Origin of the sequence: Pseudoalteromonas sp. SR45-1 (assembly GCF_014163655.1) — a bacterium.
Classification (GTDB): domain Bacteria; phylum Pseudomonadota; class Gammaproteobacteria; order Enterobacterales; family Alteromonadaceae; genus Pseudoalteromonas; species Pseudoalteromonas distincta.
On sequence record NZ_JACJDR010000001.1, the window covers coordinates 150,716 to 175,805 of the forward strand.

At 37.3% G+C, this 25,090-nt stretch carries 29 protein-coding genes and 1 pseudogene; 18 read left to right on the plus strand and 12 right to left on the minus strand.

Annotated features, from left to right (window positions below):
- The first annotated feature begins 2 nt into the window (after window positions 1-2).
- The 4 genes from H5089_RS00675 (at window position 3) to H5089_RS00690 (ending at window position 4,172) form a co-directional block, all read left to right on the plus strand.
- A complete protein-coding gene (locus H5089_RS00675; protein WP_182711225.1) occupies window positions 3-1,586 on the plus strand; it encodes an FAD-dependent oxidoreductase in 1,584 nt (527 codons plus the stop codon).
- A 212-nt stretch (window positions 1,587-1,798) separates the two neighbouring features.
- Window positions 1,799-2,662 carry a protease HtpX gene (gene htpX / locus H5089_RS00680; protein WP_002961248.1) on the plus strand — a complete coding sequence of 288 codons (864 nt, stop codon included), beginning with the start codon at window positions 1,799-1,801 and terminating at the stop codon, window positions 2,660-2,662.
- A gap of 247 nt (window positions 2,663-2,909) precedes the next feature.
- Window positions 2,910-3,428, plus strand: a complete 519-nt coding sequence (locus H5089_RS00685) for a hypothetical protein (RefSeq protein WP_310735797.1) — start codon at window positions 2,910-2,912, stop codon at window positions 3,426-3,428.
- A gap of 201 nt (window positions 3,429-3,629) precedes the next feature.
- A complete protein-coding gene (locus H5089_RS00690; RefSeq protein ID WP_024593597.1) occupies window positions 3,630-4,172 on the plus strand; it encodes a hypothetical protein in 543 nt (180 codons plus the stop codon).
- Here the strand turns inward: H5089_RS00690 and H5089_RS00695 are convergent.
- The 3 genes from H5089_RS00695 to gloA form a co-directional block, all read right to left on the minus strand.
- On the minus strand, window positions 4,169-5,767 hold the full coding sequence (locus H5089_RS00695; RefSeq protein WP_182711226.1) for an MASE1 domain-containing protein: 1,599 nt from the start codon (window positions 5,765-5,767) through the stop codon (window positions 4,169-4,171). The two genes, H5089_RS00690 and H5089_RS00695, sit on opposite strands and share 4 nt — an antisense overlap.
- The gene (locus tag H5089_RS00700; RefSeq protein ID WP_007586773.1) at window positions 5,754-6,383 is read right to left on the minus strand and encodes a response regulator transcription factor; all 630 of its coding nucleotides are present in this window, start codon (window positions 6,381-6,383) and stop codon (window positions 5,754-5,756) included. Before H5089_RS00700 ends, H5089_RS00695 begins: the two co-directional genes overlap by 14 nt.
- Window positions 6,384-6,549: 166 nt before the next feature.
- Window positions 6,550-7,077: a lactoylglutathione lyase gene (gene gloA, locus H5089_RS00705; RefSeq protein ID WP_182711227.1), complete on the minus strand. Its 528-nt coding sequence runs from the start codon at window positions 7,075-7,077 to the stop codon at window positions 6,550-6,552.
- A gap of 121 nt (window positions 7,078-7,198) precedes the next feature.
- Between gloA and H5089_RS00710 the strand changes: the two genes are divergently transcribed.
- Both H5089_RS00710 and H5089_RS00715 read left to right on the plus strand, forming a co-directional pair.
- Complete coding sequence (locus H5089_RS00710; RefSeq protein WP_182711228.1) at window positions 7,199-7,639, plus strand: GNAT family N-acetyltransferase; 441 nt, start codon at window positions 7,199-7,201, stop codon at window positions 7,637-7,639.
- A gap of 91 nt (window positions 7,640-7,730) precedes the next feature.
- Entirely contained in the window at window positions 7,731-8,240 is a 510-nt protein-coding gene (locus H5089_RS00715; RefSeq protein WP_182711229.1) for a DUF421 domain-containing protein, read from the plus strand.
- A 70-nt stretch (window positions 8,241-8,310) separates the two neighbouring features.
- On the opposite strand, the gene H5089_RS00720 is transcribed toward H5089_RS00715, so the two are convergent.
- Window positions 8,311-8,931, minus strand: a complete 621-nt coding sequence (locus H5089_RS00720) for a trimeric intracellular cation channel family protein (protein ID WP_182711230.1) — start codon at window positions 8,929-8,931, stop codon at window positions 8,311-8,313.
- 431 nt (window positions 8,932-9,362) lie between these two features.
- Between H5089_RS00720 and H5089_RS00725 the strand changes: the two genes are divergently transcribed.
- The 7 genes and pseudogenes from H5089_RS00725 (at window position 9,363) to H5089_RS00755 (ending at window position 14,047) form a co-directional block, all read left to right on the plus strand.
- Window positions 9,363-9,965 carry an excalibur calcium-binding domain-containing protein gene (locus H5089_RS00725; RefSeq protein ID WP_182711231.1) on the plus strand — a complete coding sequence of 201 codons (603 nt, stop codon included), beginning with the start codon at window positions 9,363-9,365 and terminating at the stop codon, window positions 9,963-9,965.
- Window positions 9,966-10,238: 273 nt separating this feature from the next.
- Window positions 10,239-11,393 carry a Shedu immune nuclease family protein gene (locus H5089_RS00730; protein ID WP_182711232.1) on the plus strand — a complete coding sequence of 385 codons (1,155 nt, stop codon included), beginning with the start codon at window positions 10,239-10,241 and terminating at the stop codon, window positions 11,391-11,393.
- A 123-nt stretch (window positions 11,394-11,516) separates the two neighbouring features.
- Window positions 11,517-12,128: a dual OB domain-containing protein gene (locus tag H5089_RS00735; RefSeq protein WP_101163983.1), complete on the plus strand. Its 612-nt coding sequence runs from the start codon at window positions 11,517-11,519 to the stop codon at window positions 12,126-12,128.
- A 9-nt stretch (window positions 12,129-12,137) separates the two neighbouring features.
- Window positions 12,138-12,578, plus strand: a complete 441-nt coding sequence (locus H5089_RS00740) for a DUF488 family protein (protein ID WP_182711233.1) — start codon at window positions 12,138-12,140, stop codon at window positions 12,576-12,578.
- Window positions 12,579-13,184 carry a DUF4326 domain-containing protein gene (locus tag H5089_RS00745; RefSeq protein ID WP_101163984.1) on the plus strand — a complete coding sequence of 202 codons (606 nt, stop codon included), beginning with the start codon at window positions 12,579-12,581 and terminating at the stop codon, window positions 13,182-13,184.
- 242 nt (window positions 13,185-13,426) lie between these two features.
- Window positions 13,427-13,531 (plus strand): annotated as a pseudogene (locus tag H5089_RS00750) (transposase); the annotation flags it as partial.
- 72 nt (window positions 13,532-13,603) lie between these two features.
- On the plus strand, window positions 13,604-14,047 hold the full coding sequence (locus H5089_RS00755) for a hypothetical protein (RefSeq protein WP_182711234.1): 444 nt from the start codon (window positions 13,604-13,606) through the stop codon (window positions 14,045-14,047).
- Window positions 14,048-14,301: 254 nt separating this feature from the next.
- On the opposite strand, the gene H5089_RS00760 is transcribed toward H5089_RS00755, so the two are convergent.
- The 6 genes from H5089_RS00760 to H5089_RS00785 form a co-directional block, all read right to left on the minus strand.
- Window positions 14,302-14,904, minus strand: a complete 603-nt coding sequence (locus H5089_RS00760) for a thiamine biosynthesis protein ThiC (protein WP_182711235.1) — start codon at window positions 14,902-14,904, stop codon at window positions 14,302-14,304.
- Between the two features lie 401 nt (window positions 14,905-15,305).
- Window positions 15,306-16,007, minus strand: coding sequence for a metal-dependent hydrolase (locus tag H5089_RS00765; RefSeq protein WP_182711236.1), 702 nt, complete (start codon window positions 16,005-16,007; stop codon window positions 15,306-15,308).
- Between the two features lie 175 nt (window positions 16,008-16,182).
- Window positions 16,183-17,814 (minus strand): diguanylate cyclase domain-containing protein, encoded by a 1,632-nt coding sequence (locus tag H5089_RS00770; protein ID WP_182711237.1) that lies wholly within the window; start codon window positions 17,812-17,814, stop codon window positions 16,183-16,185.
- A complete protein-coding gene (locus tag H5089_RS00775) occupies window positions 17,807-18,247 on the minus strand; it encodes a hypothetical protein (RefSeq protein ID WP_182693798.1) in 441 nt (146 codons plus the stop codon). Before H5089_RS00775 ends, H5089_RS00770 begins: the two co-directional genes overlap by 8 nt.
- 2 nt (window positions 18,248-18,249) lie before the next feature.
- On the minus strand, window positions 18,250-19,512 hold the full coding sequence (locus H5089_RS00780; RefSeq protein WP_182711238.1) for a hypothetical protein: 1,263 nt from the start codon (window positions 19,510-19,512) through the stop codon (window positions 18,250-18,252).
- A gap of 334 nt (window positions 19,513-19,846) precedes the next feature.
- A complete protein-coding gene (locus H5089_RS00785) occupies window positions 19,847-20,761 on the minus strand; it encodes a 2OG-Fe(II) oxygenase family protein (RefSeq protein ID WP_182711239.1) in 915 nt (304 codons plus the stop codon).
- 323 nt (window positions 20,762-21,084) lie between these two features.
- Between H5089_RS00785 and H5089_RS00790 the strand changes: the two genes are divergently transcribed.
- Window positions 21,085-21,324 (plus strand): hypothetical protein, encoded by a 240-nt coding sequence (locus tag H5089_RS00790; protein WP_182693899.1) that lies wholly within the window; start codon window positions 21,085-21,087, stop codon window positions 21,322-21,324.
- A gap of 68 nt (window positions 21,325-21,392) precedes the next feature.
- On the opposite strand, the gene msrA is transcribed toward H5089_RS00790, so the two are convergent.
- Window positions 21,393-21,992, minus strand: a complete 600-nt coding sequence (gene msrA, locus H5089_RS00795; RefSeq protein ID WP_182711240.1) for a peptide-methionine (S)-S-oxide reductase MsrA — start codon at window positions 21,990-21,992, stop codon at window positions 21,393-21,395.
- Window positions 21,993-22,273: 281 nt separating this feature from the next.
- On the opposite strand from msrA, the gene H5089_RS00800 reads away from it, so the two are divergent.
- A complete protein-coding gene (locus H5089_RS00800; RefSeq protein WP_002962627.1) occupies window positions 22,274-22,468 on the plus strand; it encodes a CPXCG motif-containing cysteine-rich protein in 195 nt (64 codons plus the stop codon).
- Between the two features lie 58 nt (window positions 22,469-22,526).
- Here the strand turns inward: H5089_RS00800 and H5089_RS00805 are convergent, their stop codons facing one another.
- A complete protein-coding gene (locus H5089_RS00805) occupies window positions 22,527-22,727 on the minus strand; it encodes a hypothetical protein (protein WP_002962626.1) in 201 nt (66 codons plus the stop codon).
- Between the two features lie 107 nt (window positions 22,728-22,834).
- Here H5089_RS00805 and H5089_RS00810 point away from each other — a divergent pair, with 107 nt between their 5' ends.
- From H5089_RS00810 to H5089_RS00820, 3 genes are all read left to right on the plus strand, one after another.
- Window positions 22,835-23,317 carry a GNAT family N-acetyltransferase gene (locus H5089_RS00810; RefSeq protein WP_002962624.1) on the plus strand — a complete coding sequence of 161 codons (483 nt, stop codon included), beginning with the start codon at window positions 22,835-22,837 and terminating at the stop codon, window positions 23,315-23,317.
- 169 nt (window positions 23,318-23,486) lie between these two features.
- Complete coding sequence (locus H5089_RS00815; RefSeq protein ID WP_033029579.1) at window positions 23,487-24,098, plus strand: MarC family protein; 612 nt, start codon at window positions 23,487-23,489, stop codon at window positions 24,096-24,098.
- Between the two features lie 30 nt (window positions 24,099-24,128).
- A complete protein-coding gene (locus H5089_RS00820) occupies window positions 24,129-25,010 on the plus strand; it encodes an alpha/beta hydrolase (protein WP_182711241.1) in 882 nt (293 codons plus the stop codon).
- Window positions 25,011-25,090 lie beyond the last annotated feature (80 nt).

Here is a 25,090-nt window from a genome sequence, read left to right on the forward strand (position 1 = left end):
ATATGACGCACCCATTTATTGAAAACTACGCCCCAGATGCGCACGTAAGCGCTGAGCCAAAGGCACTAAACTATGGCTTACCTAAAAAACGCGTAGGTATAATAGGTGGAGGCACAGCTGGCGCCACAATAGCCATTAGACTTGCTGCGTTAGGGCTAGAAACTTATGTGCTTGAAAAGAAAAAGTCGTTAATTGATGGCCCTCCAATGTGCCATTTGCATGCGGGTGGCAACTTATATCGTGAAATACCCGACGAAGACTGCATAGATTTACTCAAGCAATGTATAGATATTGCGCGCCTTTATCCTTACACCATCGATGTTCGCCCCACAGTATTTGCAGTGCCCAAGCGCGATGACGATTCACCGGAGGACTTATTTCCGCGTTTAAATAAATTAGTAAAAGCCTACAGCGAGCTTGTAGAGCAAGACAGCGCTAATAAAGTATTAGGCGAGCCTGAGCATTATTATCAGTTATATAGTTATGAGCAAATGCTAAAGCTTGCTAAGCAAAAACAAGTAGCCAAGCCCACGTCGTTAGATGAGTGGATGATACCCGTTGCTAAGCATTTAGATTTAGACAAGCTAAAGTTTCCGCTTATCGTTGCACAAGAATATGGCTGGAATATTTTTCGTTTATCGGCCAGTGCACAACTCGCCCTTGCACAGTACAAACACGCTCACGTTTTAACAAGCACCAGTGTTAAAAATGTATCGCCAGTTATAAATACCAATAATGATAAGCAAACACTTAAGTGGCGCATTGAATATCAATCAGAGCCAAGCCTTGATGAACAACCTGATACTTCAACCAATACACAAGCCGATACACAAACCATTGAGGTAGATTACCTTATTAATGCGTGTGGTTTTCAAACCGGTATTATTGACGACCTCGTTGGGGTAGATGTAAAACGCATGGTTGAATTTAAAGCCTCTTACATTACTCATTGGCAAGGTGCTGGTGGGCAAATACCCGAAATAATTATTTATGGTAACCGTGGTACGCCAGAAGGTATGGCGCAGCTAACCCCTTACCCTAACGGATACTTTCAAATACATGGCATGACAAACAACATTACATTGTTTAGTGATGGGTTAGCTGATGCCACGCCAATGAGCGCACAACCTAAACTTCCCAATAAATACCTGCATTATATTAAAGATGGCTGGGACAAAGCAGCATTGCAAACACGTACCCAAACAGCAATTGATTATGTAGCCGAGTTTGTCCCTGCGTTTAAAACTGCTAATAAACAAAATAATGCCTTGTATGGCGGGCAGCAAATCCCAGGGGATGACGACACTTTGCGCGTAGCCGATGTAAGTTTATATTCGCATATTAGTTACGCACGGGCCGAAAATGTAAAAGCATCGTCAACGTTAATAGCGGCAGATCAAATAGTGGGTGAGTTTATAAAATTAGGAATAATAAGTAGCGATCCTGCTGTAAATCATCACCGAAGTACCCACCAATGGTCGTACCTTAAACATAATAGCGGCGACAAAATTGACGAAGTTGCACGCATATTGGCACACGAGCGTGGTTTTCCAATTGATATGGCAGAGCTTAATAACAGCTTGTAATAAGCTGACTTATAAAGAAACTTTAGTCTTAAATTTGCTGTAAAACCCTTCTTAAAAAAATTATCAATAAACACATAAATAACACTTGTGTTATGACATAGTTTGTCACAGAATAGCGCTAACGTTATGACATAGTGTGTCATAACGCAGTGGTTGCTTTAACCTAATTTAATTTTATGTTCGGTGATCAAACCTATTTTTGTGAGGACAATATGAAACGTATATTTTTGTTTTTATTAACTAACCTAGCGGTTATGTTGGTATTAGGTGTAGTGCTTTCAATAATAATGAGTGCGCTGGGCTTAAGCCATCGTAGCCTTGGCGGAATTTTACTTATAGCCACAGTATTTGGTTTTGGTGGATCGTTTATTTCGTTATTTATGTCGAAATGGATCGCTAAAAAATCAACAGGCGCGCACGTAATTACGCAGCCTCGAAACGAAACCGAACATTGGCTTGTACAAACGGTATCTGCGCAAGCACAAAAAGCAGGTATCAAAATGCCAGAAGTGGCTATTTACGACAGCCCAGAAATGAACGCGTTTGCAACGGGCCCAAGTAAAAACAACTCGTTAGTGGCAGTAAGCACAGGCTTAATGCACAACATGACCAAAGATCAGGCCGAAGCCGTACTTGCCCACGAAGTATCGCACGTGGCTAACGGCGACATGGTAACGCTTACGCTAATACAAGGCGTGGTAAATACCTTTGTAATATTTGCCGCAAAAGTACTGGCAGGCATTGTAGATAACTTTATTAATAGCGATGAAGAAGAGGGCGGCAGTAGCTGGACATACTTTTTATTCGATATGTTATTCCAAGTATTATTTGGTGTACTAGCAAGCATAGTGGTTGCAAGTTACAGCCGTAAACGTGAGTTTGCAGCCGACAGCGGCGCAGCAAAACTAGTTGGTGCTGACAAAATGCGTTCCGCCCTTGAGCGATTAAAGCAAAACCATCCTTCGCAATTAGAAGGCTCAATGATGGCTTTTGGTATTGCAAGTGGCAAAGGTGTTGCTGAGCTGTTTTCATCGCACCCGCCGCTTGATGCGCGAATAGACGCACTACGCAAGTAACTATGTAAGTTAGTAAATATTCTAAGCCAGCTTAACCGCTGGCTTTTTTATGTTTACGTTAAAATGCTAAAATACAATGAACTGTATTTATATACAGTATCTTATGTTGGTTTATAAAATCGTTACTTTTTTAAGCTATATGTGTTTACGGGGTTCTTTAGCATGAGTAAACTAAAATACCTTAAAGTCAGCAATGCTGCTGGTTTTAATACTTAACATTTAATACTTAACAAGGACGGTTATTGTAGTGGAAAAGGTGCAACACACTAAAAAATGCATTATGTGCTTTAGCACTATAGATTCACGGGCTAAAAAATGCCCGCAATGCACCTCACTTCAAGCTAAATATTCTAACTTAGAAAACAATCCCATTATTATTGGTGCATTAGCGCTCAGTATTGTTGGTATTTTTGGGTTTATTTTTTATCAAAATATTTATGTAGCAGGGCTTGAAGACCAAGCACAAAAAAACTTAATCGCTAATGTAAGCCAAATTAATACTAAAAATGAAAACGATGCATTGTATGTTGCATGTATAGGGCAGGTAAAAAACGAATCAAACTTCGCCTTTAAAAATATAAAGTTTAAGGTCGATTTTTTAACAGATCAAAACACGCTAGTCGATACGCTATCAATAACCGACGAAGACCTAATAATACTTCCTAATGATTCAACAAACTTTAGAGTAAGAGGTATTGCGCAAAAACAAGCGGCTAGTTATAACAAGTGCCAAGTAACAATAACCGATGCCTGGGCTTATAAATAAGCTATAAATCACTTACAAATTTATTATTAGCAGTTAGCTAAACCACTCGCTTTTTTATATGTAATATTAGTTATTGACTTGCAAGCCACTAAATCCAAAATTTATATAAGCCATTTTCCTAGAGCGATTAAGAATATGGATGATTTATTACTTAAGTAATCGTTTATACACTCCTTGTAACTTGCAAGTGAGGGATCGAAAATGAGCTTGATTGATGAAAGTACAAAGGATTTTGGAAGCATGAGCGTGTTGCTTCACAGCTTAGGAACTGATTGCTACCGCATTGAGTGGAATAGCAGAATGACCGGAGCCTCAATAAGCTTAATTCGTGTTAAAAAAAACGAATATATAGTTGTGCGAAAATGGGCAACCGCCCGCAATATAGATGACGTATCAGCAGAGTTTGATCGGGCTAACCAAGCACTAATTCATTTTTTAAATAATGTAGATGTAATTAAAAGTAAAAACGAAAGTATTGTTGCTGCTAAAGAGCATTGCATAAACTTATTTACCTCAGCTGAGGGCTTAAAACCAATTAGCCATCCGAGCCTACCTACGCCACGCTTACAAGAAGCCATAGGCAAAGAAGTGATTGTAAAATCAAGTTTAGGCAACTATCTAATATCAAAAGGCATGCTATTACAGCTATTAGGTAATCAAGCCGAGATCCAAGTTAATCCCGACCACCTTGACGAAGGCCAATTAAGGCAAAAGTTTTATACCAAACAAGTTCATGTTTGCTAGTTAATTGCGCCATCAAAACTCAAAGGCAGCTTTACTTTAATGGTAAAGCCATTTTGTTTAAACACCTTAAAAGTGCCGCCTAATGCCGTAGTGCGCTCCTCTATAAACGCTAAACCGTAGTGACCTGAGTTATCTGTTGGGGTTACTAAAGTCCCGTTATCGCTAATTGTTAACTCAATAAATTCGTCGCTGTTTATTATATTTATAATCAGTTTGCTGGCATTGCTGTGCTTCATACAATTGGTTACTGCTTCTTGGCAAATTCGGTAAATAGCTATTTCGTGATCTTTTGAAAGGCTATTATCTAACTTAAATTGTGGCTGATACCTAATATTTGCCTTGTGCAGTAAGTTTTTTAGTCGCCCTTGTGTTATTGCCTTTTCTAAACCGAGTTCATCTAGCTCACGCGGGCGAAGATAATGCATTAATTGATAAACAGAGTCATACATCGAATTAGCATTGTTTTTTAATGTAGTCACAAACGATTGGGTATCTTCGTTACTAAGGTGCGACAAAATAGCTAAATCTGTTTTTAATGCCGTTAGGTTTTGCCCTAATTCGTCATGCAACTCTTGCGAAAGGTGCTTTCGCTCGTTTTCTTGCACCGACACCATTTTGGCAGCCAGCGCCGTGTTTTGAGTTAGCTGCTCTTTAAGCTCTTTATTGGTTTGCTTTAACTCGTTGTTTTTACGTTTAAGCTCAGTAATTGCAGCGCCTAAAACCATACTGGTAATTGCGTTTGCTAAAATAAATAACTGGCTAATGTAGGTATTGCTAGGCTCGTGCGTAATGCTTGCTTCAACAATTATTAACGCGTTAATAAGCGCTGCACTGCTTACAGCCCCTAACGAGCCATACTTATACGAAAACCAAATTATCGGTAATAACGATGCAAGCCTTAATAGCGGGTAGGTGTCTGGGCGAACCGCATAGACAAAAAATATAATTAATATAAAACACACTAAAGTGGCTACTAGGCCAAATAACTTAGTGAGCCTGACTGTGTTAAAACTGTATTTAGAATCGTAAATTAACATAATAAAAGGGGCAATTAACAACGAGCCAGTAATATCGCCTAAGCACATGTTTAACTGATACTGTAGTAGCTCTTTTGCAACCAATACATTTGTAAATTCAAACGCACTGGCAAACAAAAACCACTTTATAGATGTACTCGCAACACAAAGCAGTATTAACGAAAGTATACCTAGGCTGTAGTTAATGCTTGGCGGCCAACGGCTATTTTTAAACACATAAACAAGCGCTATAAAACAAAGCTCCTGCCAAAAGCCATGAAATAAATCAAACTCCCAAACCCCACTGTATGTTAAACCAAGCTGTGCAGCTAAGGCGCGCGACACAACCCATAAGGTGAGCCAATAGCGTGTTGGAGTGAGTAAGTAAAACGCAATTTTTACGCCTGCGGGAATAAATATCGCGCTGCTCTCTGGTACTGTTTCAAGGTTTTGGCTAACCCAAAAAGCGGCAAGTGAAGCAATAAAGTAAATTAGCCCCACCAATAACTGTTTAGCTACCTCTTTGTATGCGGTAGTAAAACTAACATTAGATAAAGAAGAAACGTTAGGTAAGTTCATCTAACTGTATTACTCCCGCATCAATTGCAATTTTGAGCAGTTCAAACGAGGTAGTAACATTAAGTTTGCTGTATATGTTTGCTTTGTGTACATGTGCTGTTTTAGGCATTATTTCGAGTATTTGCGCCACTTGTTTAGCGTTTAACCCCTTAGAAAATAACGGAAGGGCTTCAAGCTCTCTGTTAGTAAGCACAGTTAATGCTAAATTTTCGCTACTCATCGAAAAATTTACGTCTTCACTAATGTATCTTTTACCTAAAGCGACCGCTTTAACTGCATCTATTAGTTCATCAGAGGCAGAGCGCTTAGACACATAACCCAAAGCGCCTAATCGCAAAGCATTGCTTACATAAGGTTCGTGGTCGTGCATGGAGGCAACAATACTTTTAATATGCGGGAAAGACTCTTCAAGGTACGATAAAAAAGAAAGGCCAGTTTCAGTGCCGTTAAGCGATATATCAACAATAAATATATCAGGTTGTTCAAGCTCTACAGCCAGCTTGGCTTCTGTTACGCTGCAGGCTTCAATAATTACTTTCCAATCTGGTTGTAACTCTAAAAGCTTTTTAAAGCTGTCTCTTACTAATTGATGATCTTCTATGATGCCAATGAGCATTTAAATCTCCTTTTATGCTTAAAATACAGCGGGGCGGGTAACTAATTACCTAAAACGTTTTAAATGGGTTACCTCACTTAAAAGCAAGGTAACAAAACCAGTGGTTCTAAATTGGTAATTAGTTGCTGGTGGAGAACAACTAAGATCTTTTTACAGCAGCTTATTATTACTGAGAAAGAATAATATCAGCAATACCTTCGGCAGATAGTATTTCAATCCAGTAGCCGTCAGGGTCTTTAATAAATGCTAAGCCTTTCATTGAGCCATCATCTGGTTTTTTAACAAACTCAACATCGTATTTTGCAAAGCGCTCACAGGCTTCGTAAACATCCGGTACGCTAATACCAATATGGCCAAAGCCTTTGGGCTCTTGGTTACCGCTGTGGTAGCCCTCAAAGCTGTCGTCGCTTTCAGTGCCCCAGTTATGGGTTAACTCAATTAGCGCAGGGCGACGAAACACCCATTCTGCTTTAGTTCTATCATCACCTTGCGGTAATTCTTGTTCGTAGCCTAAAAAGTAAAGCGTAAACTTCATACCAGGAAAATCATACTTACCTAACAGCTTCATACCTAATACATTTTGGTAAAATTCGAGCGACGGCTTTGGATCTTTAATACGTAACATAGTTTGTTGCATAACAAAGCCCTGAGTGGCCTGTTCAACTTGTTCTGGAGATTCGTTATAGTTAGACATGGTGATCCTTTCTAATAATTAAAAAGCGAAAATAGAGATATAATGCTTAAACCATCATAATCAACCGTAGTTTAAATTTAAACTGTCTAGGTCAAATCATATAATAAAAACAAGGAATTTTATGGCTATAACTATAACCACAGGCACCATTGATGATATAACCGCAGTGAGTGAATATATCCCTGAACTACTAACAGCCATTGATAGTGACACTTTACGTAACCGTTTAGAAAACAAAAAAACATTGATATTAGTAGCACATAAAGAAGATACATTAGTTGGTTTTAAAATTGGCTATGAGCTATCTAATACACAATTTTATAGTTGGCTTGGTGGAGTGCATTTTAACTATCGTAGATTAGGTATTGCTAAAAAATTACTTGTCCAACAAGAAAAGTGGGCTTATGAACAAGGCTTTACCGATATACACGTAAAATCGATGAACCGGTTTCCTCAAATGCTGACTATGCTAATCACCAATGATTATCATGTTTGTGGCTACGTTGATAATCAAAGCACAGAGCTAAGTAAAATTAAGTTTGTAAAACAACTAACAAAGTAGATGCAGGCACTTTATTCATCGTTATTTAACTTAGCGCCATGTAGGGTTATAAGTAAAAGCTAATTGCCACCTTTAATAGCAAGGAACCACTATGTTTTATGATAATATGCAGGGGTTATTACGTGTACTTACAATAGGTGTACTGGGTTATATCGCGCTGGTGTTTTGGCTTCGTGTATCGGGTAAACGTACGCTTTCAAAATGGAACGTGTTCGACTTTATAGTCACCATTGCGCTGGGCTCTATTTTAGCCTCGGTGATTATTTCAAAAAGTGTTCCGTTAGCTGACGGCATACTTGCCTTTGTAGTATTAATAGGGCTGCAATATATTATTACGTGGCTTAGTGTGCGCTCGTCAAAATTTGCAGCGCTTATAAAAGCAGAACCCACGCTTTTAATGAGTGATGGTGAATACTGCACGGCTGCACTTAAATCACAGCGGGTAACAAAATCAGAAATTCGCGCCGCTATTCGTGGCGCTGGTATACTAGCCATAGAAGATGTAGCCGCTGTAGTGCTAGAAACCGATGGCAGTTTTAGCGTACTTAAGCAAAATAACAGCGGCTTAAAAACCGCGTTAAGTGATGTAAGCGAGCAATAAAGTTAGGCGGTAGAACTTATATTAATTAAGGCAGGCTTTTTACCTGCCTTAATTTGTATTAAAGCCTAATTTATTTAGCGTGCTGCTCTAACAAACTAAAGGTAGGTAGGCGCCATTTAAAGTGTATTGACGCCATTCGTATTAAGTAGCCTGCAACAAGGCTTGCAATAATGCTGATGTTGTCATCAATATTGTAATGGTGTAGTGCCAAGAATAAGCAGGCAACAAGTAACGATACACTCGCGTATAGCTCGTTATGTAATACAAGTGGCGCTTGGCGACATATTAAATCACGCAGTAACCCACCAAAAACACCCGTAACAACCGCAGCCACTACACAAATACCGTAATGCAGCCCCATATTTAGTCCCACTTGGCAACCAATAATACTAAAGGCAGCTAAACCAAGGGCATCCAAGCGCATAAATATACCTTTAAATTTAACCACCCATTTAGCCAGCCATGTAGTTACAATGCCGGCAATACAGGTAATTAATAAATACTCTGGGTGTTGTACCCACGTAAGCGGGTAATTGCCTAGTAATATATCTCGAACGCTACCACCACCAATTGCTGTAGCGCTGGCTACTAGCACTACGCCAAACCAATCCATTTTCATTCGTCCTGCGCTAAGTGCGCCAGTCATGGCTTCTGCGGTAATACCAATAATATAAACAATCGTTAATAGCATGAGATAATCACTTAAAATACGTGCGTAAAAATAAGGTGTGGATTGTATAGATAAATTAAGTAAATAACGAATGAAAAATCGTACTAAAAACGGTTAATTCAGATAGAAATAGCTAATGACAAAACCTAGTGTAAACAAGCTGTTAAGTTGGTAGGTGAGTGCGTAATGGTTGATGTGAATTAAAGGACATTTGGCCGTAAATTATAAATAAAATAAGTTGAGGTTTAGTTGTTTTTAGCACGGTTATTTTTCAGCTAAATTTAATAACTTAGTTTAATAGTTAAGTTTAATAATTTGGTTTAGTAGGTAAAGCGTAAAATTAACGCAATATGAATATTTAGTTGCATGGTTTTAATTTAGGAACGTATAATAACAAGTGTTAACTAAATGGAATTTTCGTAAAACGCAGCTTAAGCATAACAGGCGGATACATGCACAAAGGATTGTTAAAGTCGTGGAAAACCGACAAAGGTTTTGGTTTTATTAAATCAGACACCCTAGAACACGACACATTTATACACATATCAGCGCTCAAACACATGAGCCGCAAGCCAAAAGTTGGCGACACCATTTATTTTGAAGTTGCTACGCAGCCCGACGGTAAAACCAAAGCAATTAACTGCCGTATAGAAGGCGTTGCAGAGCTTAAAGCACCTTACCAAAAACACAATCAACAGCCGCATCGCATTGCCAAATCTAATTTTACCAGTAGCTTTTTGGGCAAAGTTGCCTCAATTAGCATTATCGCTGTGCTTGGCTTTGTCGCAGTAAATAAATACAACCATTATCAAAGTAACGAGCAATTTAATAGCCAAACACCTGTTATCACCAACGCCGATTTAGCCACCTTTGATGAGCAATATCCAAAAATCGTTATTCCTAAAAGCACGCAAAATTTTACGTGTGATGGCAGGCAATATTGTACTGAAATGCGCTCACGCGAAGAGGCTGTGTTTTTTATAAATAACTGCCCAAATACAAAAATGGATGGTGATGGGGATGGAAAACCTTGCGAGAGTGATACACGATTTTAAAGGGTCGGGTTATAAAGCTTTCAGCTTTAAATAAAAATAGATTTAATTAATGGCTGTGTATAAATATAGCCATGTAAGTTTTGTCCCATAACATTATTGAAAGTCGTTTTGGGGCTAAATAACAATGGTCATTAAACAACCCTTGTAGTTCGTTGTTACCAGTAGAGTTATTTAGTGTAATTATTTAACAATGTAATGTACGCAGTTTAGAGGGGTTATAACCTAATAAATTGGAGTTCAATAAGCTGTTAGCTTTTCGGAGTAGAATCGAACATGGATGATTATCAAAATCCCCTTCCGGGAAAAACATATATAAGTCCTTCTCTCCAATCATTCGGAAATAAGGAGCGTAGAGTTCGGATAGCTTCAAAAATACTTCCATCAGAAGATGGTTACGAATATGTAAAAGAGCGAGATGAAGTTGTTCTACGGAAGAAACAAGATGCTAAAACATACATAACAGCTAAGTTTCTTGAGGATACAAGACAAACTTTTGTACTCACAGTTCAAAAATTTATGACAGAAACAGGTCAACCTTATGGCTCTGGTTTCTCTTTTGTCGATGAAGAGATTGGTCGCTTTTGTGAATTCTTAGCAAATATTCAGGCTGTAGATTTTAAAACTAGATCTAAAGTCAATATTACGGATGAAGAACTTAGAAAAATAGCTTTAACAACTCACCAAGCAAAAACCTTTGTTACTGAAAACCAAGAGCTATTTGCTGAAGCCTTGAAATCAGAAGTGACAACGGAGGACTTAATTGCTGTAGGTTTCAGAAAGAAGCAGTTGAGTGTATATAGTCAGCTTCTAATTGACCAAAATTATTTTGATGATATTAAAAAAAGAAAAGGCTGTACTAATGAAGGTCTCTGGCAAAAATACTTTGAAAAAAACCCATGGATATTTGGTTATGGGTTAGGTTACATATTCTTGTCTGGTTTAGATGACAGGAAATTAGAACAAGTAGTCCAAGGGTTTAGCGTAGTATCACACGGTAAACGTGTTGATGCGTTAATGAAAACAAAAGGTATTATATCTAACCTTTGCTTTATAGAAATTAAAACTCATGCAACAGATTTACTTGAGACAAAACCTTATAGGTCTGGATGTTGGGCACCATCAAAAGAACTGGCGGGAGCTATTGCACAAGTACAGGGTACTGTTGCTTCGGCCGTGGAAAATTTATCGAGTAAAATTACCCCTAATGATAAAGTAGGGGATCCTACTGGTGAAGAAATCTTTAATTATCAACCAAAATCATACTTGGTAATCGGAAGTATGGATGAGTTTGTATCTGATAATGGTGTGAATAAAGACAAACTGAGGTCGTTTGAATTATTACGTAAAAATACATCAAACCCCGAGATTATAACATTTGACGAACTATATGAGCGTGCAAGATTTATCGTTCATAACAACCAAAGCTAACAAGAACATTAAACGGAAAATTTACGGTTGGCTGTTTTCGCTCCTCAAAAATTTTAGCCAACTACAAATTTCCGCTTATGTAAGCGTTAAACGCAAGTCGAGTATCATCAGCATGGAGGCATTATGAACCAAGTAGAAATTCTTGTTTTAGCTAATTCAATAAAACACCATCAACACTGTATTGCAGGGAAATACCTTGCGAGTGGCCAGTGGGTTCGACCAGTTTCAAATGAAGCTGGTGCAGAACTTAACCATAATCAGGCGAAATATCAAAATCCATATGGAACTTTTACTGTAAAGCCATTACAGAAAATATTCATGAATTTTTCTCGCCATGTTCCTTTAACCCATCAGCCAGAAAACTACCTAATTGACGATACTGTTTGGCGTCAAAATTACTCTATTGATTTAAACGAGTTAAATAATCACCTAGACCATCCTGATAGTCTTTGGGGGGAAGGAAATCGTGTTCCATATATTCAAATTCAACTTGGAACAATTAAAATTGAACAGTCACTTTACTTAGTAAAAGTTGATAATATTCAGTTGTATATGAAAGATGATAAAAGAAAAATATCTTTCAAATATAACGAGTTTGATTATGAATTACCTGCAACAGATCCAAATTTTGACAATCTTTTCGGCGATTTCTCGAAAATTTGTGGGGTAATATGTGTAAGTCTCGGAGAGGAATTTCAAGGCAATTGTTATAAACTAGTCGCCACTATCTTTTAAGGGGGTAAAATGGATATTTTTACTATCGGATTTACTAAAAAAAATGCAGAAACTTTTTTTAATTTTATTAAAGCATCCAATGTTTCAACATTACTTGATGTGCGTTTGAACAATGTTTCGCAACTTGCGGGCTTTGCGAAAAGAGACGATTTAAAATTCTTTTTAAAAGAGTTGTGTGGTACAGAATATATTCATACTCCAGAACTTGCACCAACAAAAGATATGTTAAGCCTTTATAAAAAAGGTGAAATGCCATGGGAAAAATATGAGGACAAGTTTCTAAATTTGATGTCTCAGCGACAGATAGAAAAGACGGTAAAACCTACTTTATTAGACCACGGTTGTTTACTATGCAGTGAGCATGAGCCCCACCTATGCCATAGGCGCTTAGTTGTGGATTACTTGAACGAAAACTCAGAGTTAGACTTGAAAGTTAAGCACTTATATTAAATGAAAAATATTTTAATTCTTTATCCAAAGCAATTTAATTGCTTTGAGAAATTTAAAAGAAAAGTCCTAAGGATAACTGAGAATATAAACTTATTCTCAGTTTTGTATTTGGATGATCATAATAACTTGATTAATCGGTTATTTTCACAAGAAAACACCAGTGTAGCTTTATCACAAATATCTGAAATTGCTCTGGACAACATTACTCATGCCATTATATTTGATGATGGTGAAGAATTTGTGGATGAGACTCTACTACTGGAAAATAATAAAATTCCATTGCGTAAAATTCAAATTAAAATAACTCGTGTGATTAATATCAAAAAAGATAGCCAGTTTTCTTCTCAAAAATCCACTTCAGAATATGAGTATATTGGTCGTGGATCTTACTGGGGTAATCCATATTCGATGTATGAAGAAGGCGATAGTCGAGAAGAAGTTATAAGAAAATATAAATACGATTTTGATTATGAAAAATTTCTTAATAAAGACAAATCCGAGGTTTATAAGTTAGAAGGAAAGCGATTGGGATGTTTTTGCAAACCTCAAAGTTGTCATGGCGATGTATTAGCTGATTTTTTAAATTCATGGGATGACGGTAAGTAGCGCTTAATGGCCAACGTAAAAGAAATTAATAAGAAAAAGAAATTAATAAGACACCCATTCTGAAATTAATAAGACACCCTTTCTTAATTTTGCTCTTTTAAAATTAAGGACTACGTTTTAGTTAGTTCAAAAAGAAGGGATTAACAGTGAAAGGGATTAACAGTGACACCCACCTTAAATTTTGCTCTTTTCAAAATTTAGGACTACGTTTTAGTTAGTGCAAAAAACGAGCAGGGTTTCTTATGGCAATTGCAAGAAAGCGTCAAGTAAGTTTGGTTGATACAAAATACTATCACTGTATTTCACGCTGTGTTCGTCGTGCATTTTTATGTGGAGAAGACCGTTTTAAATAAACAAGACACCCATCTTAAATTTCAGCTTAGTCAGCAGTGCAGAGCAAGTTTTCGGAGTATTAAAAAATGGACTTTGTTATATGCTTAATTTTATTTTTATTGTTCTATATTTTAGTCAATTATATCCAAAGCATTATTGGGTTTTACCCTAAACTAGCTAGAGAATATAAAACGGATTTAATTATTTCTGATTCCTCACTTTTAAAATCAAGCAGTATGTACTTGACGAATGTGGCAGATATTTCTCGTGAGAAAAGCAGTGAATATCGGACTTGGCTAAATATCAAATCATTTCAGCAAGGTATATTTATAAGCCAAAAACGGATGTTGATTCTACTATTTCCCAGGAGTTTTTTAATACCGTGGGAGCAAATTAGTTTAATAAAAGAAAAAACTAATTTTCTTAAAAATCAATATCTTTATAAAGTCGAATGTAAAAAAGAACCTGTTTATATCATTACGAAATTCGATTTATTAAAAAGCGTAAGTAACAAGAATTTACGAGAATAAATGAAGTCAAATCTTGACTTTACACACCAAAGCTTAACTGAGTTAAATCGCTTTGATATAAGCCATTATCCTCTTTAAAAGCGAAGCGCCTCATAGCCTCTTTGTGAATTAGTCTTTAGATTACTAAGAGGGAACAAACTAGGAATGCGCTGAGCGTATACTTTAAACGTAAACATCGGCGAATTAGCATCTCTAATAAACGCCGATGTTTATAACTTATTTAAATAAGCACATTACTTGTAAGGTATTAAACCTTAGTCTGCTTTACGGTAAAGGCTTATTAAACATATTGCTAAAAGTAACGTTGCAATCATGCCTGAAGCGCCAGCAACAGCTGATGGAAGGAATCCATCACGGCCAAAGGTAATTAAAATACCATTGGCAAGCATTGCAATTCCGCCAGCTAAGGCTGTAAGTCCGCCAATTGTTTTGCCGCCTTTAGCTATAAAAGACAGGCCAAAAACAAGTGCTGCTAATCCTAATAATAACTTAGCTGCATAGTAAATCATGAATGACAAAGAAACCACGCCACCAATTAAAGGTTGTGCACCCTCTACTGTGCCTGCAACTTTTCCAAATGTTGAAAACAACGTTAGGCCAATGCTTACCTGTACTATGTTTAATATTGCGCTAAATGTGATAGCCGACCAACCTAGTTGAGCGTTTTTAGCTTGCACCATAGTGGTACTTGCAAAGGCCACAAGTACAGTAAACAGCACGGCTTCTAGTCCCCATGCATACTGTCTTGAAAAGCTAATTTCAGCACTGTAAAGGGCAGTAAAAATAGCCTGAGTTATCGCCAACGCTAACAATAACGATGCTGTAATTAGGGTGGTGCGTTTATGTGTAAATTCCATTATGGACCTCTTATAATTTTATATTTGACGCTTTAAAAGTCGCAGTTGCTTTGCATACATCAAACAGATGAAAGTATTGCTGCTATAAGACAGGTAAAGCAGGGTAATTATTTCACTAAAACTAATAAAAATAATAATTAATATCAAATAGAGTAAAACTTGCGCTTTTAATGAACTTAAATTGGCAAAGCCGCATTGAGTTAAGCTATTAAGCCTTTAAAAATTCAGTGACTCTTATCCTTTTTGTGAATTAACCTTTAAATTAAATATTGGGGTGATTTCGACTAACTAAGCTGGCTGTTTATTAGAAAGTAAATTAAAACAATCACTTAAATAAGCATTTATACCCACAAACAATATTTATGGGTATTTTGTGTGACTAAGCCTATAAATGTTATTTATTAAGATAAAAGCCTAAAATGCGACCAATCACTTAATGCGGTAATAGTTTGTTCTGTAGGCGGGGCTACATAGATTAAACCTGTAATTGCAATAACCGATGCCAATGTAATTAATTTATTATCGAAGTCAGCTATTTTTAACGCGGTGCCAAAGGAGCGTTTAATGGTGACATTGCTTAAGTCTACACTGTAAATTTCATCTAGTAATAAATGAATTAACCCACCGATTAAAATAAACCCTCCTGTTAACCAAGCAAAGGTGGCTGCTTGTGTGGTTGTTTGCTCGTTTAGTTGCCACGTTATTTGCGTTGTTAACAGCGCGCATAGCACTAAAAATAATAATGAGTGGCAGCTGCCTCTGTGCACGGTTATCCATTCAAAAATAGGCCTAATAATGTATTTCATAAACCCGTACACCAATAACGGCACTACGATTAGCTCTATAAAACTAATTTCGATTATTAGCTCGGTGGTTATGTAATGCAGCACCAGTAATACAGCGCTCAGTGCAAATAAGTTAAAAATAGTATTGAGCGAGGTTGAGTTATCTGAGTCTATGTCGGGTAATAAGCCGCCAATTGAACCTAAAAACCATAACCAAAGTGCGCCGTTTAAATCAATATGGCCTGCAGTTAATAAAGTGGCCGAGCCTAAACCTGTGATGATGACTGCAGTATTAAGATGAGTATTGAAATTTGCCATTGTATCTCTTGATAGAAAAATAGGTTGGCATTCTAGCAATCAAAAACTTAATTGTTCAATTTACTTTAAAGGTTTGGATGTAAATTTGGTTTAGCGACGTATTTTTATAATAAAGACTATTTGAAAGCCATAAAAATGCTATAGCTTTCGCTATCTAATTACTAATTCATTATATCTAATTTTTTATATCGTCGTAAAAGGCGACTTTTCCTCGGCCTGTTTCTTTTACGTGGTAAAGCATTTTGTCACCATTGATCATTAATTCGAGTAGCTCTTCACCATCATTCGGGCCGACTGCAATACCAATGCTTGCACCCACGGTGCATGTTTTATTTTGTGAAATATAAATGTCTTGTTGTAACTCGTTTAGCAATGCGATTGATTGCTCACGCGTTGCTGCTTTGTTGTAGGTATTAACCTGCCTTGCAACAATAAATTCGTCACCGCCTAGGCGGATACACATATCGTTTTTTTCGTGAAAAAGTGTTTTAAATCTGTGCGCTATTTCAATTAGAACTTTGTCGCCGGCTTCGTGTCCGTAGGTGTCGTTAATGGGTTTAAACTTATCTAAATCAATCATCATAAGCACTAAATGTTCATTATGTTTAATACATTCACGTAGTGCTTTTTTAAGGCGTTTTTCACCGGCGCGTCGGTTTAATAAGCCAGTGAGTGGGTCGTGATCGGCTTCAAAGCGGGTTTGCTGTTCGCGTTCTGCGCGCTCGGTTACATCGTGCAAAATTACTTCTACTAGCTGCTCTTGTTTGGGGTTTCGTTTGGTATCTCTTTGGTCTGTTAACCTTACAAACAAACAATGAAACCATACCGTTTTATAGCAAACTTTACACTCTACATCTAAGGTGGTTTGTGGTGGGTTTTTAGCAGAGCGAATATCTGCCAGTAGGCTTTGTAATTCGTCTACATTGCTAAGTAACTCAGGAAAATGCAAGGTTGGTAATTCTTCTTCACCAGGTACGGTAAAGTAATGCTTAAATGCAGGGTTAAAGGTGGTGATAATGTTTTTGTCATCTAGTAAACAAATACCTGCGCTGGCTTGTTCAAAAATAAGTCTAAATTTAGCTTCTAGCTCTTGAGTTTTTTTACGCAGTGTTTGCTCATTACTAATAGTTAAATGTAGCTCGTGCATTAAGGCATTTATACCTTGGGTTAAACGGCTTATTTCGTCCCGCTTGCCTTGCTTGAAGGTTAGCATTTTAAGGGTTTCTGGCTCGCTTGGATTTATTTTAGCAAAGCTGTCGGTTAGGTTTTGAATTGGTTGTGTAAGCCAGCGCTGAACTACCAGCGATACAAAAAATGCGATAACAATGGATTGAATCAGCATTAAGATAAATTCTTTTATAAGCGCTGACTGTGCTTGTTGTTCAATAAAGTTATCGTCAGGGTATATGGCAAGTACACCTATAAAAGTGTCTTCTATAAAGGGGTGAACTAATTTAATTAAAACAGCTTCATTTTTTTTGTTAGTAGAGCCTTTTGCTATAAATAAATCTATCTCTCCTTTAGGGTTTACTTCTCCTTCTAGGCTTGCACCTTGCACTAAGTCGTTACTGAGTAGGCCGTTAATAATTTCTTGGCTTAATTCTTTGTCATTTAAGTAAGCGGCAATAGCGGCTGTTTTTTCCATTGTTTGCGCTAACTGTTGAACAAGTAGGTAATTTGTATTTTTTTTCTCTTTAAAGCCTGAGTAATAAGAGAGCATAGATGAGACTAAAGACACAACAATAGCAACTAACGCAATTGATATAGCGACGCGTATGTAGAGTTTTTGGCTAATAATTTTAATCAAATGTGTATACCACTTTTACTGCATCTGTAACTTGCGATAGCGGAATGTAGCCAATAGCAAATTGTGATGCTGCTATTTTGTTTATTGCGTCTTCTACCGATGTTGAAGGCGTGGGTGGCTTTGCGCGCCCTGAAAATAAAAGCCTTGCCCAATACGCATTTATTTTTTGCTCGTCTTTATTGACCAGTTTTAAGTAAAAATCGTTTTTTAATGCTGATTGGGCGGGCAAATCGAGTGGCTTTGACGTTTCACCATCAGGAAAAGTTAAATACCTACCCATGTAAATATCAATTATTTCCCGTTTTGATAATGCGTTAATTGCGTTGCTTTTATTTACCACTACAACAAACTCTGTAGATTTAGCATAAAAGCTCACAAAAAGCAGGCATAAGGGGAGCATTACATTAAGACCTAGATTACGAGCGCTTATCATAACTAAAACACCATACTAGCATTTAAACTGAGTATATGTACTTTGTTGCTTTTATTTGCATCAGCAGGATTACTAAGGCTCCATAGCCCCGCACCTTGAGGCTTTATATCAAAGCGGTCTAACTGCGCTTTAAATACTAAACGATCCGAAAAATGCCATTTTACGCCTACGTTAATAGAGTGCTGGTGAACATTTGTAATTTGAACTGAAGATTGAGTGGCAACCGCGAGTTGTTGTATGGGTACTGAAAACTGCTCAGGAGTACCTGGTGGGAAAATAGGGCTGTTTACTTCAACTACATCATGGCGATTTTTAGCTGCCGTAAAGCCTGTGTAAAATATTGCATCATCTACTCTGTAACCCGCACTAATATAAGTGCTAAATACAGATGGAGCTATTATCCAATCGGATTCTGAAATACCTAACTCAGATTGAATAAGCCAATTATTATTATCGTAAGTAACGCCAAAGGCTGCGTATTCTATGCTGTTGCCTTTGGTGTTAAATTTGTTAGATATACTTTGTGCTTGCGGCCATACACTTTGTGGTACTAAATCGAGTGCGGTTATAAATTCGTCCAACGCGGTTAGTTTATAATCGCCAAAGTTTGACCTTGATAACGAAAAACGCATTGTCCATGCATCTAAAGAGTATGTTGCACTAAGGGTTGTTAAGTTATCAAAATCAATAAAAAAGTCGTCATTATAGGCTTGTATCTTTGCTGTGGAGCTACCATAAGCGAGTTTTAAGCGTAAGAAGCCATCGTTAATGGCTTTACTGTATTCAACGTCTATTCCATCAAAATTACCTGCAATGTTTGCAAATGAGTAATACGAATGAGGCGGGCGCACCCATAAATAGGCATATCCTACGTAAGGGTATTCCGATAGTAAGTAAAGGTCGCTATTTAACCTGCCTGCGCGGATGGCCCAATGACGGGTAGGGCGATAGCGCACAAAGGCGAGCTCTAAAAAATTATCAAAGCTTTTAAAGGCATGATCTTGAATAACTACTTGAAACACAGAGTCCCAATTTTTTGAGAGTGATATATTAGCCTGCCCACCTAAAATTGAATCTCGCGTTGCTGAAAAACCAGATTCGTTGACATTTGAATAACTCGATGCAAAGCCAATATCTGAATCGTCCGTGTAGCTGAGTGTTAAGGATGCAAAACCACTAAATTGTACATCTATGTCGTTTGCATAGGTTTTATTAGCAGCAGAAATTGCCAATATTGCTATGGCAATTGTACCTCGGAACAACATGTTAGCTCGTATTTTTATAATGTAGATAGTAAAAAGATAGCACAATTTATTAAATTACCAACTTAAGCATTACAGTGGCTTATCAATTAAATACAAAAAAACATGGCATCCTCTTAAATTTTGTACTTTGTTAAGCGAAGTACTGGGACATAAGAAAAGCAAGGCGGAAAATTTGTGTTATCTATTGTTATAAGTGGCGACAATATAGATTATGAATAGGGCGGTTTTTTGATATTACTAAACTTAAAACGTGTTGGTTACTGGATAAGCTTTATTTTTATAAGGCTGCTTAAATTAGGCAGCCATTTGTATTTAAAACTTTAAAAGCGATTATTTAAAATGGTGCATAGCCATCATTTGGTTTGTTTGGGTTAGTCCAGCGCTGTTTAGCATCAACAGGAATGCGTGGTGCGCCTTGTGCTGGTAATCGACCGCGCTCCCCATACAACCACAATACAAAGTTAGTTCGCTCGCCACTGGTAATAGGCTTGGCTGCGTGTGCAATATTGCCTCGATGTAACATGGCAGTACCAGGCTTAAAGGTAAGTGATTTAATGTCACCTGTGTACGGGTGATAAAAGTCTACTTGTGACCCTGTAAACTCTTCGCCTGGTAAGTTTAAGTTAATGTTAAGCGTTACAGTTGATGCGTCGGTATGTGGGCGAATTGACGAATCTGTATTTGGCTCATAATAAATTGAAAAGCCAAATGTTTGCGTATCGTAGCCAATTATTTCAGGAAACAATAAGCGCGAAATAGGGCGCATATAAGTGTTTAGTATTTCGTTATAAAATGCCTGAAAGTTTGGCGCGGCTAAATAACCTTCTGATCGGCTATCAAGCATGGCACCACGGCGATTTAACACTATGCCGTATGGCGGGCGCATAGGGATTTGCGAATTCCATACTTGTTCTAAATATCCGCGTAATACTGCTAGGCGCTCAGGATCAAAAAATTGAAATTGAAACACATCAGGCGCTACTTCGTGTAATAACGCTTTTACGGCTAGCTCTTTTGATGGATCTTCCCATGCTTGTTTTACTGCTTCACGTATGTTTTTATCAAGTAGTGTGTCGTCTAGCGTAAACGTTGAGCTATCTATTGATGTTGCTTCCCATTCGCTCCACGCGTTTGCAATTAGGTCAGTGTTGTTTATCCAAAAGTTTTGTACTGCTGGTTCACGGTAAAGCATGGCTTGTCGTGTTGGTAACTCTAGAGCACGCGCTAGTTGTAATTGGTTGGCAAACATTTTGTGTAACTCCAGCTGTTAAATTTTGTTTATATCAATCTAGGAGTGCAATTTATTGTATTTGATTTAGTAGATAAACAGCCTGCTTTAGGAAACAGAATATGCTATTTATTGATAATGAATCCTAAAACTGAGTATCTTAAGTCAAGCAGTGCTGTCCACTTAAAGCGAAGTACCACGTATCCTATTTGCTATTCAAGCATTTAGCTTAATAACAAAGGCTTTATGAAATAGACGGTGTATAAATAAACCTTTATTATAAATTCCTTATTTTGCCTATGTTATAGCTAGGATTTAATAGCAATATAAAATGGAGATTAATTGTGGAAGATAAATTAAAAGAAAAAAGTGTGACACAGAAATTTTTTGGTGAATATTCTTGGATGTATCAAGTTTCAGCGTTTGTTGCTTTTATTATGGTTATTTACATTAGCTTTAATGGAGAGGGAAATGTTTGGACACAGCTTGTGAATGGTGATTTTAATTCTGCTTTGCTTGTTAGCATTGTTGGTTACTTATCTGAATTTAGATATCGATTTATTAAAGAATCTCGCAATAACTAAAATATTAAGAAGCTGATAATTAAATCAGCCTTTTAATATTTTACAGTGGATTACCTGATTAAACGCGATTAATGGGTTGCTCTGTCGCCCCAAATTTCTTCTAGGCGGCTGTCACGACCACAACGCCAACGATAAGTGTTGTATCGGATTGGATTGTTTTTGTAATAATCTTGGTGAAAGCTTTCCCTCCCTTTTATAGGGTAAAAGGTGCTTGCGTTTAGTATAGGTGTAACCACAGTTAGATTTGGGAACTCGGCAACTACTGCAGCTTTTGTTTTTTCAGCTAATTTACGTTGTTCGTCGTTTTGTACAAATATAGCGCTTAAGTAACTAGGGCCTTTATCACAAAATTGGCCTTTGGCATCAAAGGGATCAATATTTACCCAGTAATGATCAAGTATGCCCTGATAGCTAACTATGGCCGGATCGTATGTGATTTCTACGGCCTCGTAATGGCCTTTATGATTACCATTGTATGTCGGGTTTTTAAGTTTACCGCCAGTAAAGCCCGATATTACATCGGTTACGCCTTCTAGTTTTTCAAAGTCACTTTCCATACACCAAAAACAACCTCCAGCTAGAACGGCTTTTTCGGTTTTAGCTGCATGGGAAAATGTACTAAACAAAATAACGGCAGATGTTAATGCAAGCGTAAGTGATTTTTTCATAAAATTATCCATCTGTACTGTGAGTTTATAAATACTTATAAAGTTAGACCCGCTAAGTGCTAATACAATTTCATTGTAGAGGGCTGGCCAACTTATATATGGTGAAAAATATTGCACTTTGACAAGTTTTATAGGGATAAGGCTAGTAACAAGATCACTATTTAAGTTAGTAGCACGGTTTAATTGGGTTAGCCAAGTATGCGTTATTTAATGGGGTGTTGAATTATGCTTACGTGTTCATTAAAGTGACAACATCCGTGATATAAATTAGCAGGTGATAAATGAACCAGTTAACAGAAACATCAATAAGTTGCCCTTATTGTGGAGAAAGTATAGAAGTATTACTTGATGCAGCAGATATTGATGAGCAATACATAGAAGACTGCCAAGTGTGCTGTAAGCCTATTTCGTTTGTGGTATTTGAAAATGATGACGAGCTAAACGTTAATGTTTACAGCGAAGACGATGCATTTTAACTCGTTAATTAGATAGTAGGCTGCAAAATTGCAGCCTTTTTACTGTGTATGTGTTTGGTTAGCTATTTTGCTCACGCGCTAATTGGTTAGGTAGAAGTTCTTCTACTATTTCGCGTGCTGGAAGCGTATAGCGTGTGCCGTCAAACATTACTGAGGTAAACTCGTTAATATTAGTAATGCCTGTTAAGGTCCAGCCTTCGCCGCGCTTTGGGCAATATACTGTGGTAGTGGGTTGTATTACTTTAAAATCGTCACTCATTACGTTCTCTTACTCTTTTTGCTTTAAAGATAATGCTTGTTAATAGGGTATGGTAAGTTAATAATGCGTGCCCATAAAGAGCTAATTTAACTAACCACTTAAATAAAATGTTTAACACCACAAAGCTTGAGCGCGTTACGCTGCGTTTAGTTACCCACAAACACGCAGCGTGTTTATTTAATATTTTAAATCACCCGCACGTGTCAGAATTTAACGACTACGAAACACCACTTAGCAAAACGCAAATCAAACAATTAATACAAGATGATATTAGTGCATATTACGAAGGTGAAGTAATTCGAGTTGCAATTGAACATAATATATCTGGAAAGTTAATGGGTACTTGTGGGCTTTATAATTTAACCCCGTGTAAAAGTAGTGCGTTTATAGGATTTGAGCTGCATCCTGACTTTTGGGATAAGGGCGTAATGTTTGAAGTGGTGACCGGTTTTATTGAAACTCTAGTTAAGCATATTCCGCTTAAACATTTGTCTGCTGAGGTGAGTGCACATAATGCACGTTCCCATAATTTACTTATGAAACTGGGCTTTAGTTTAAGAGAAAATTCTATTTGGCATAAATCACTTTAACTCAAGACGGCAATTATAAGTGCTTACCTTTTTTAAATCCTCAATCCTCAATCCTTAAAGCTGAGTAAATAAAATACAAAAAATAGCGGCTTTCTATTATAGTTAAGCGTAAGCAAATGAATTTGTTACCCGTGTTTTATTAAACATTTACGCTTAACAAGGATTTTATATGCTAGAAAAACTCTCTCAAGATGCGCTTGTAATTTGGGCGACCATTGACCCAATAGGCACTATGGCGCTGTTTGCTGCGCTTACTTCTCATTTAACTGATCAACAACGTCGTAAAACTGCATTTAAAACGGTACTTTATGCCGGGGGCGTATTATTGGGTTCTATTTTAATAGGGCAACTAATACTTAATGCGATGGGAATTAGGTTGGTGTCGTTTCAGTTAGGGGGCGGAATTATATTGTTTTTGTTTGGCCTGCAAATGATTTTTGGAAACGATTCTAACAAAGCCAAACAAGACCCCGATCACGATATAGCCGTGTTTCCGCTTGCTATACCTGCAACGGCGACTCCTGGCGCTATTTTGGCGGTAATACTACTTACCGATAACCACATACACCCAATTACTACTCAAATAGGCACAGCGCTTGTTACACTTGGTGTGTTGGGTATTACCTTAATACTGTTGCTGCTTTCGGGTAAAATTATTAAGCTAATTGGTACTGGCGGCGCGTCTATTTTAACGCGTGTGATGGGGATGATTTTAGCCGCGTTTTCGGTTGAGCTTATTATGACCGCGCTGGAAATAAAGCAATGGGTTAAGCTCGATTAAATAACTCCTAAACATTGAAAGGAATGCCGTATGGCAATAAAAATAACAAAACACTATATTATTAATTTAAGTTTAGCCGTAGTCATTTTTGCTATTGGTATTTTAGCTATACGTTATTATAACCATTATGTATCGGCCTATACAGATGTAACAATTAACTCAAGCGTGCTTAATGAGTCGCGCAAAGTGTTTATAAGATTGCCCGCTAATTACAATCCTAAAAAAGCGTATCCGTTAATTATTAAAACCGATGGTAACTTTAATTTAGATACATGGGATAAAGCACTTACAAAACAAGCTAAGAGCGAAAAAGGGGATAAGGCTATATTGGTGTCTATTCCTAATTTGTTTTTTACAGATACACGTAATCGCGATTTAGTACCTCCTTATGCCCGCCAAGATGTAAATATACAAGCGCGTCCAGAGCATGAAACACTTATTGAACCAAATGGTGAAGCCGACAAGTTTTTAGCGTTTATTGAAACTGAGTTACTCCCTTATTTATCAGCAAAATATAAGCTTAGTAATAACCGTGTATTAAGTGGTTTTTCGGCAGGAGGTAGCTTTGTGCTTTATACACTGCATACAAAGCCTGAATTGTTTAATGGCTATTTTGCTTTTAGCCCTGCGGCTTGGTATGACGATATGACCGTAGTTAATAATTTAGAAGCGTTTTTAAGTGCTCAAGATAACAAAGTTAAGTCGTCTACTTATTTATATCTTTCGGTGGGTGGGGCAGAGCATCCGCTAATGTTAAAAGCGTTTAGTAATTTAGAGGCCGCTTTAACAGCAAACCCTAACAATAACCTTCTATGGCAAAGTGCTATAAACAAAGGTGCTGAGCATTCAGATAATCCAACACTGAGTGTATCAAAGGCATTAGCTGGTTTTAGTAAGTTTATTAAAAAGTAGGTTAGATAGGTTTAATCGGTAGCTGTATGCATATACAGCTACCGGTGTTTTAACTATTTATGATAACGAATCAGCTTCAT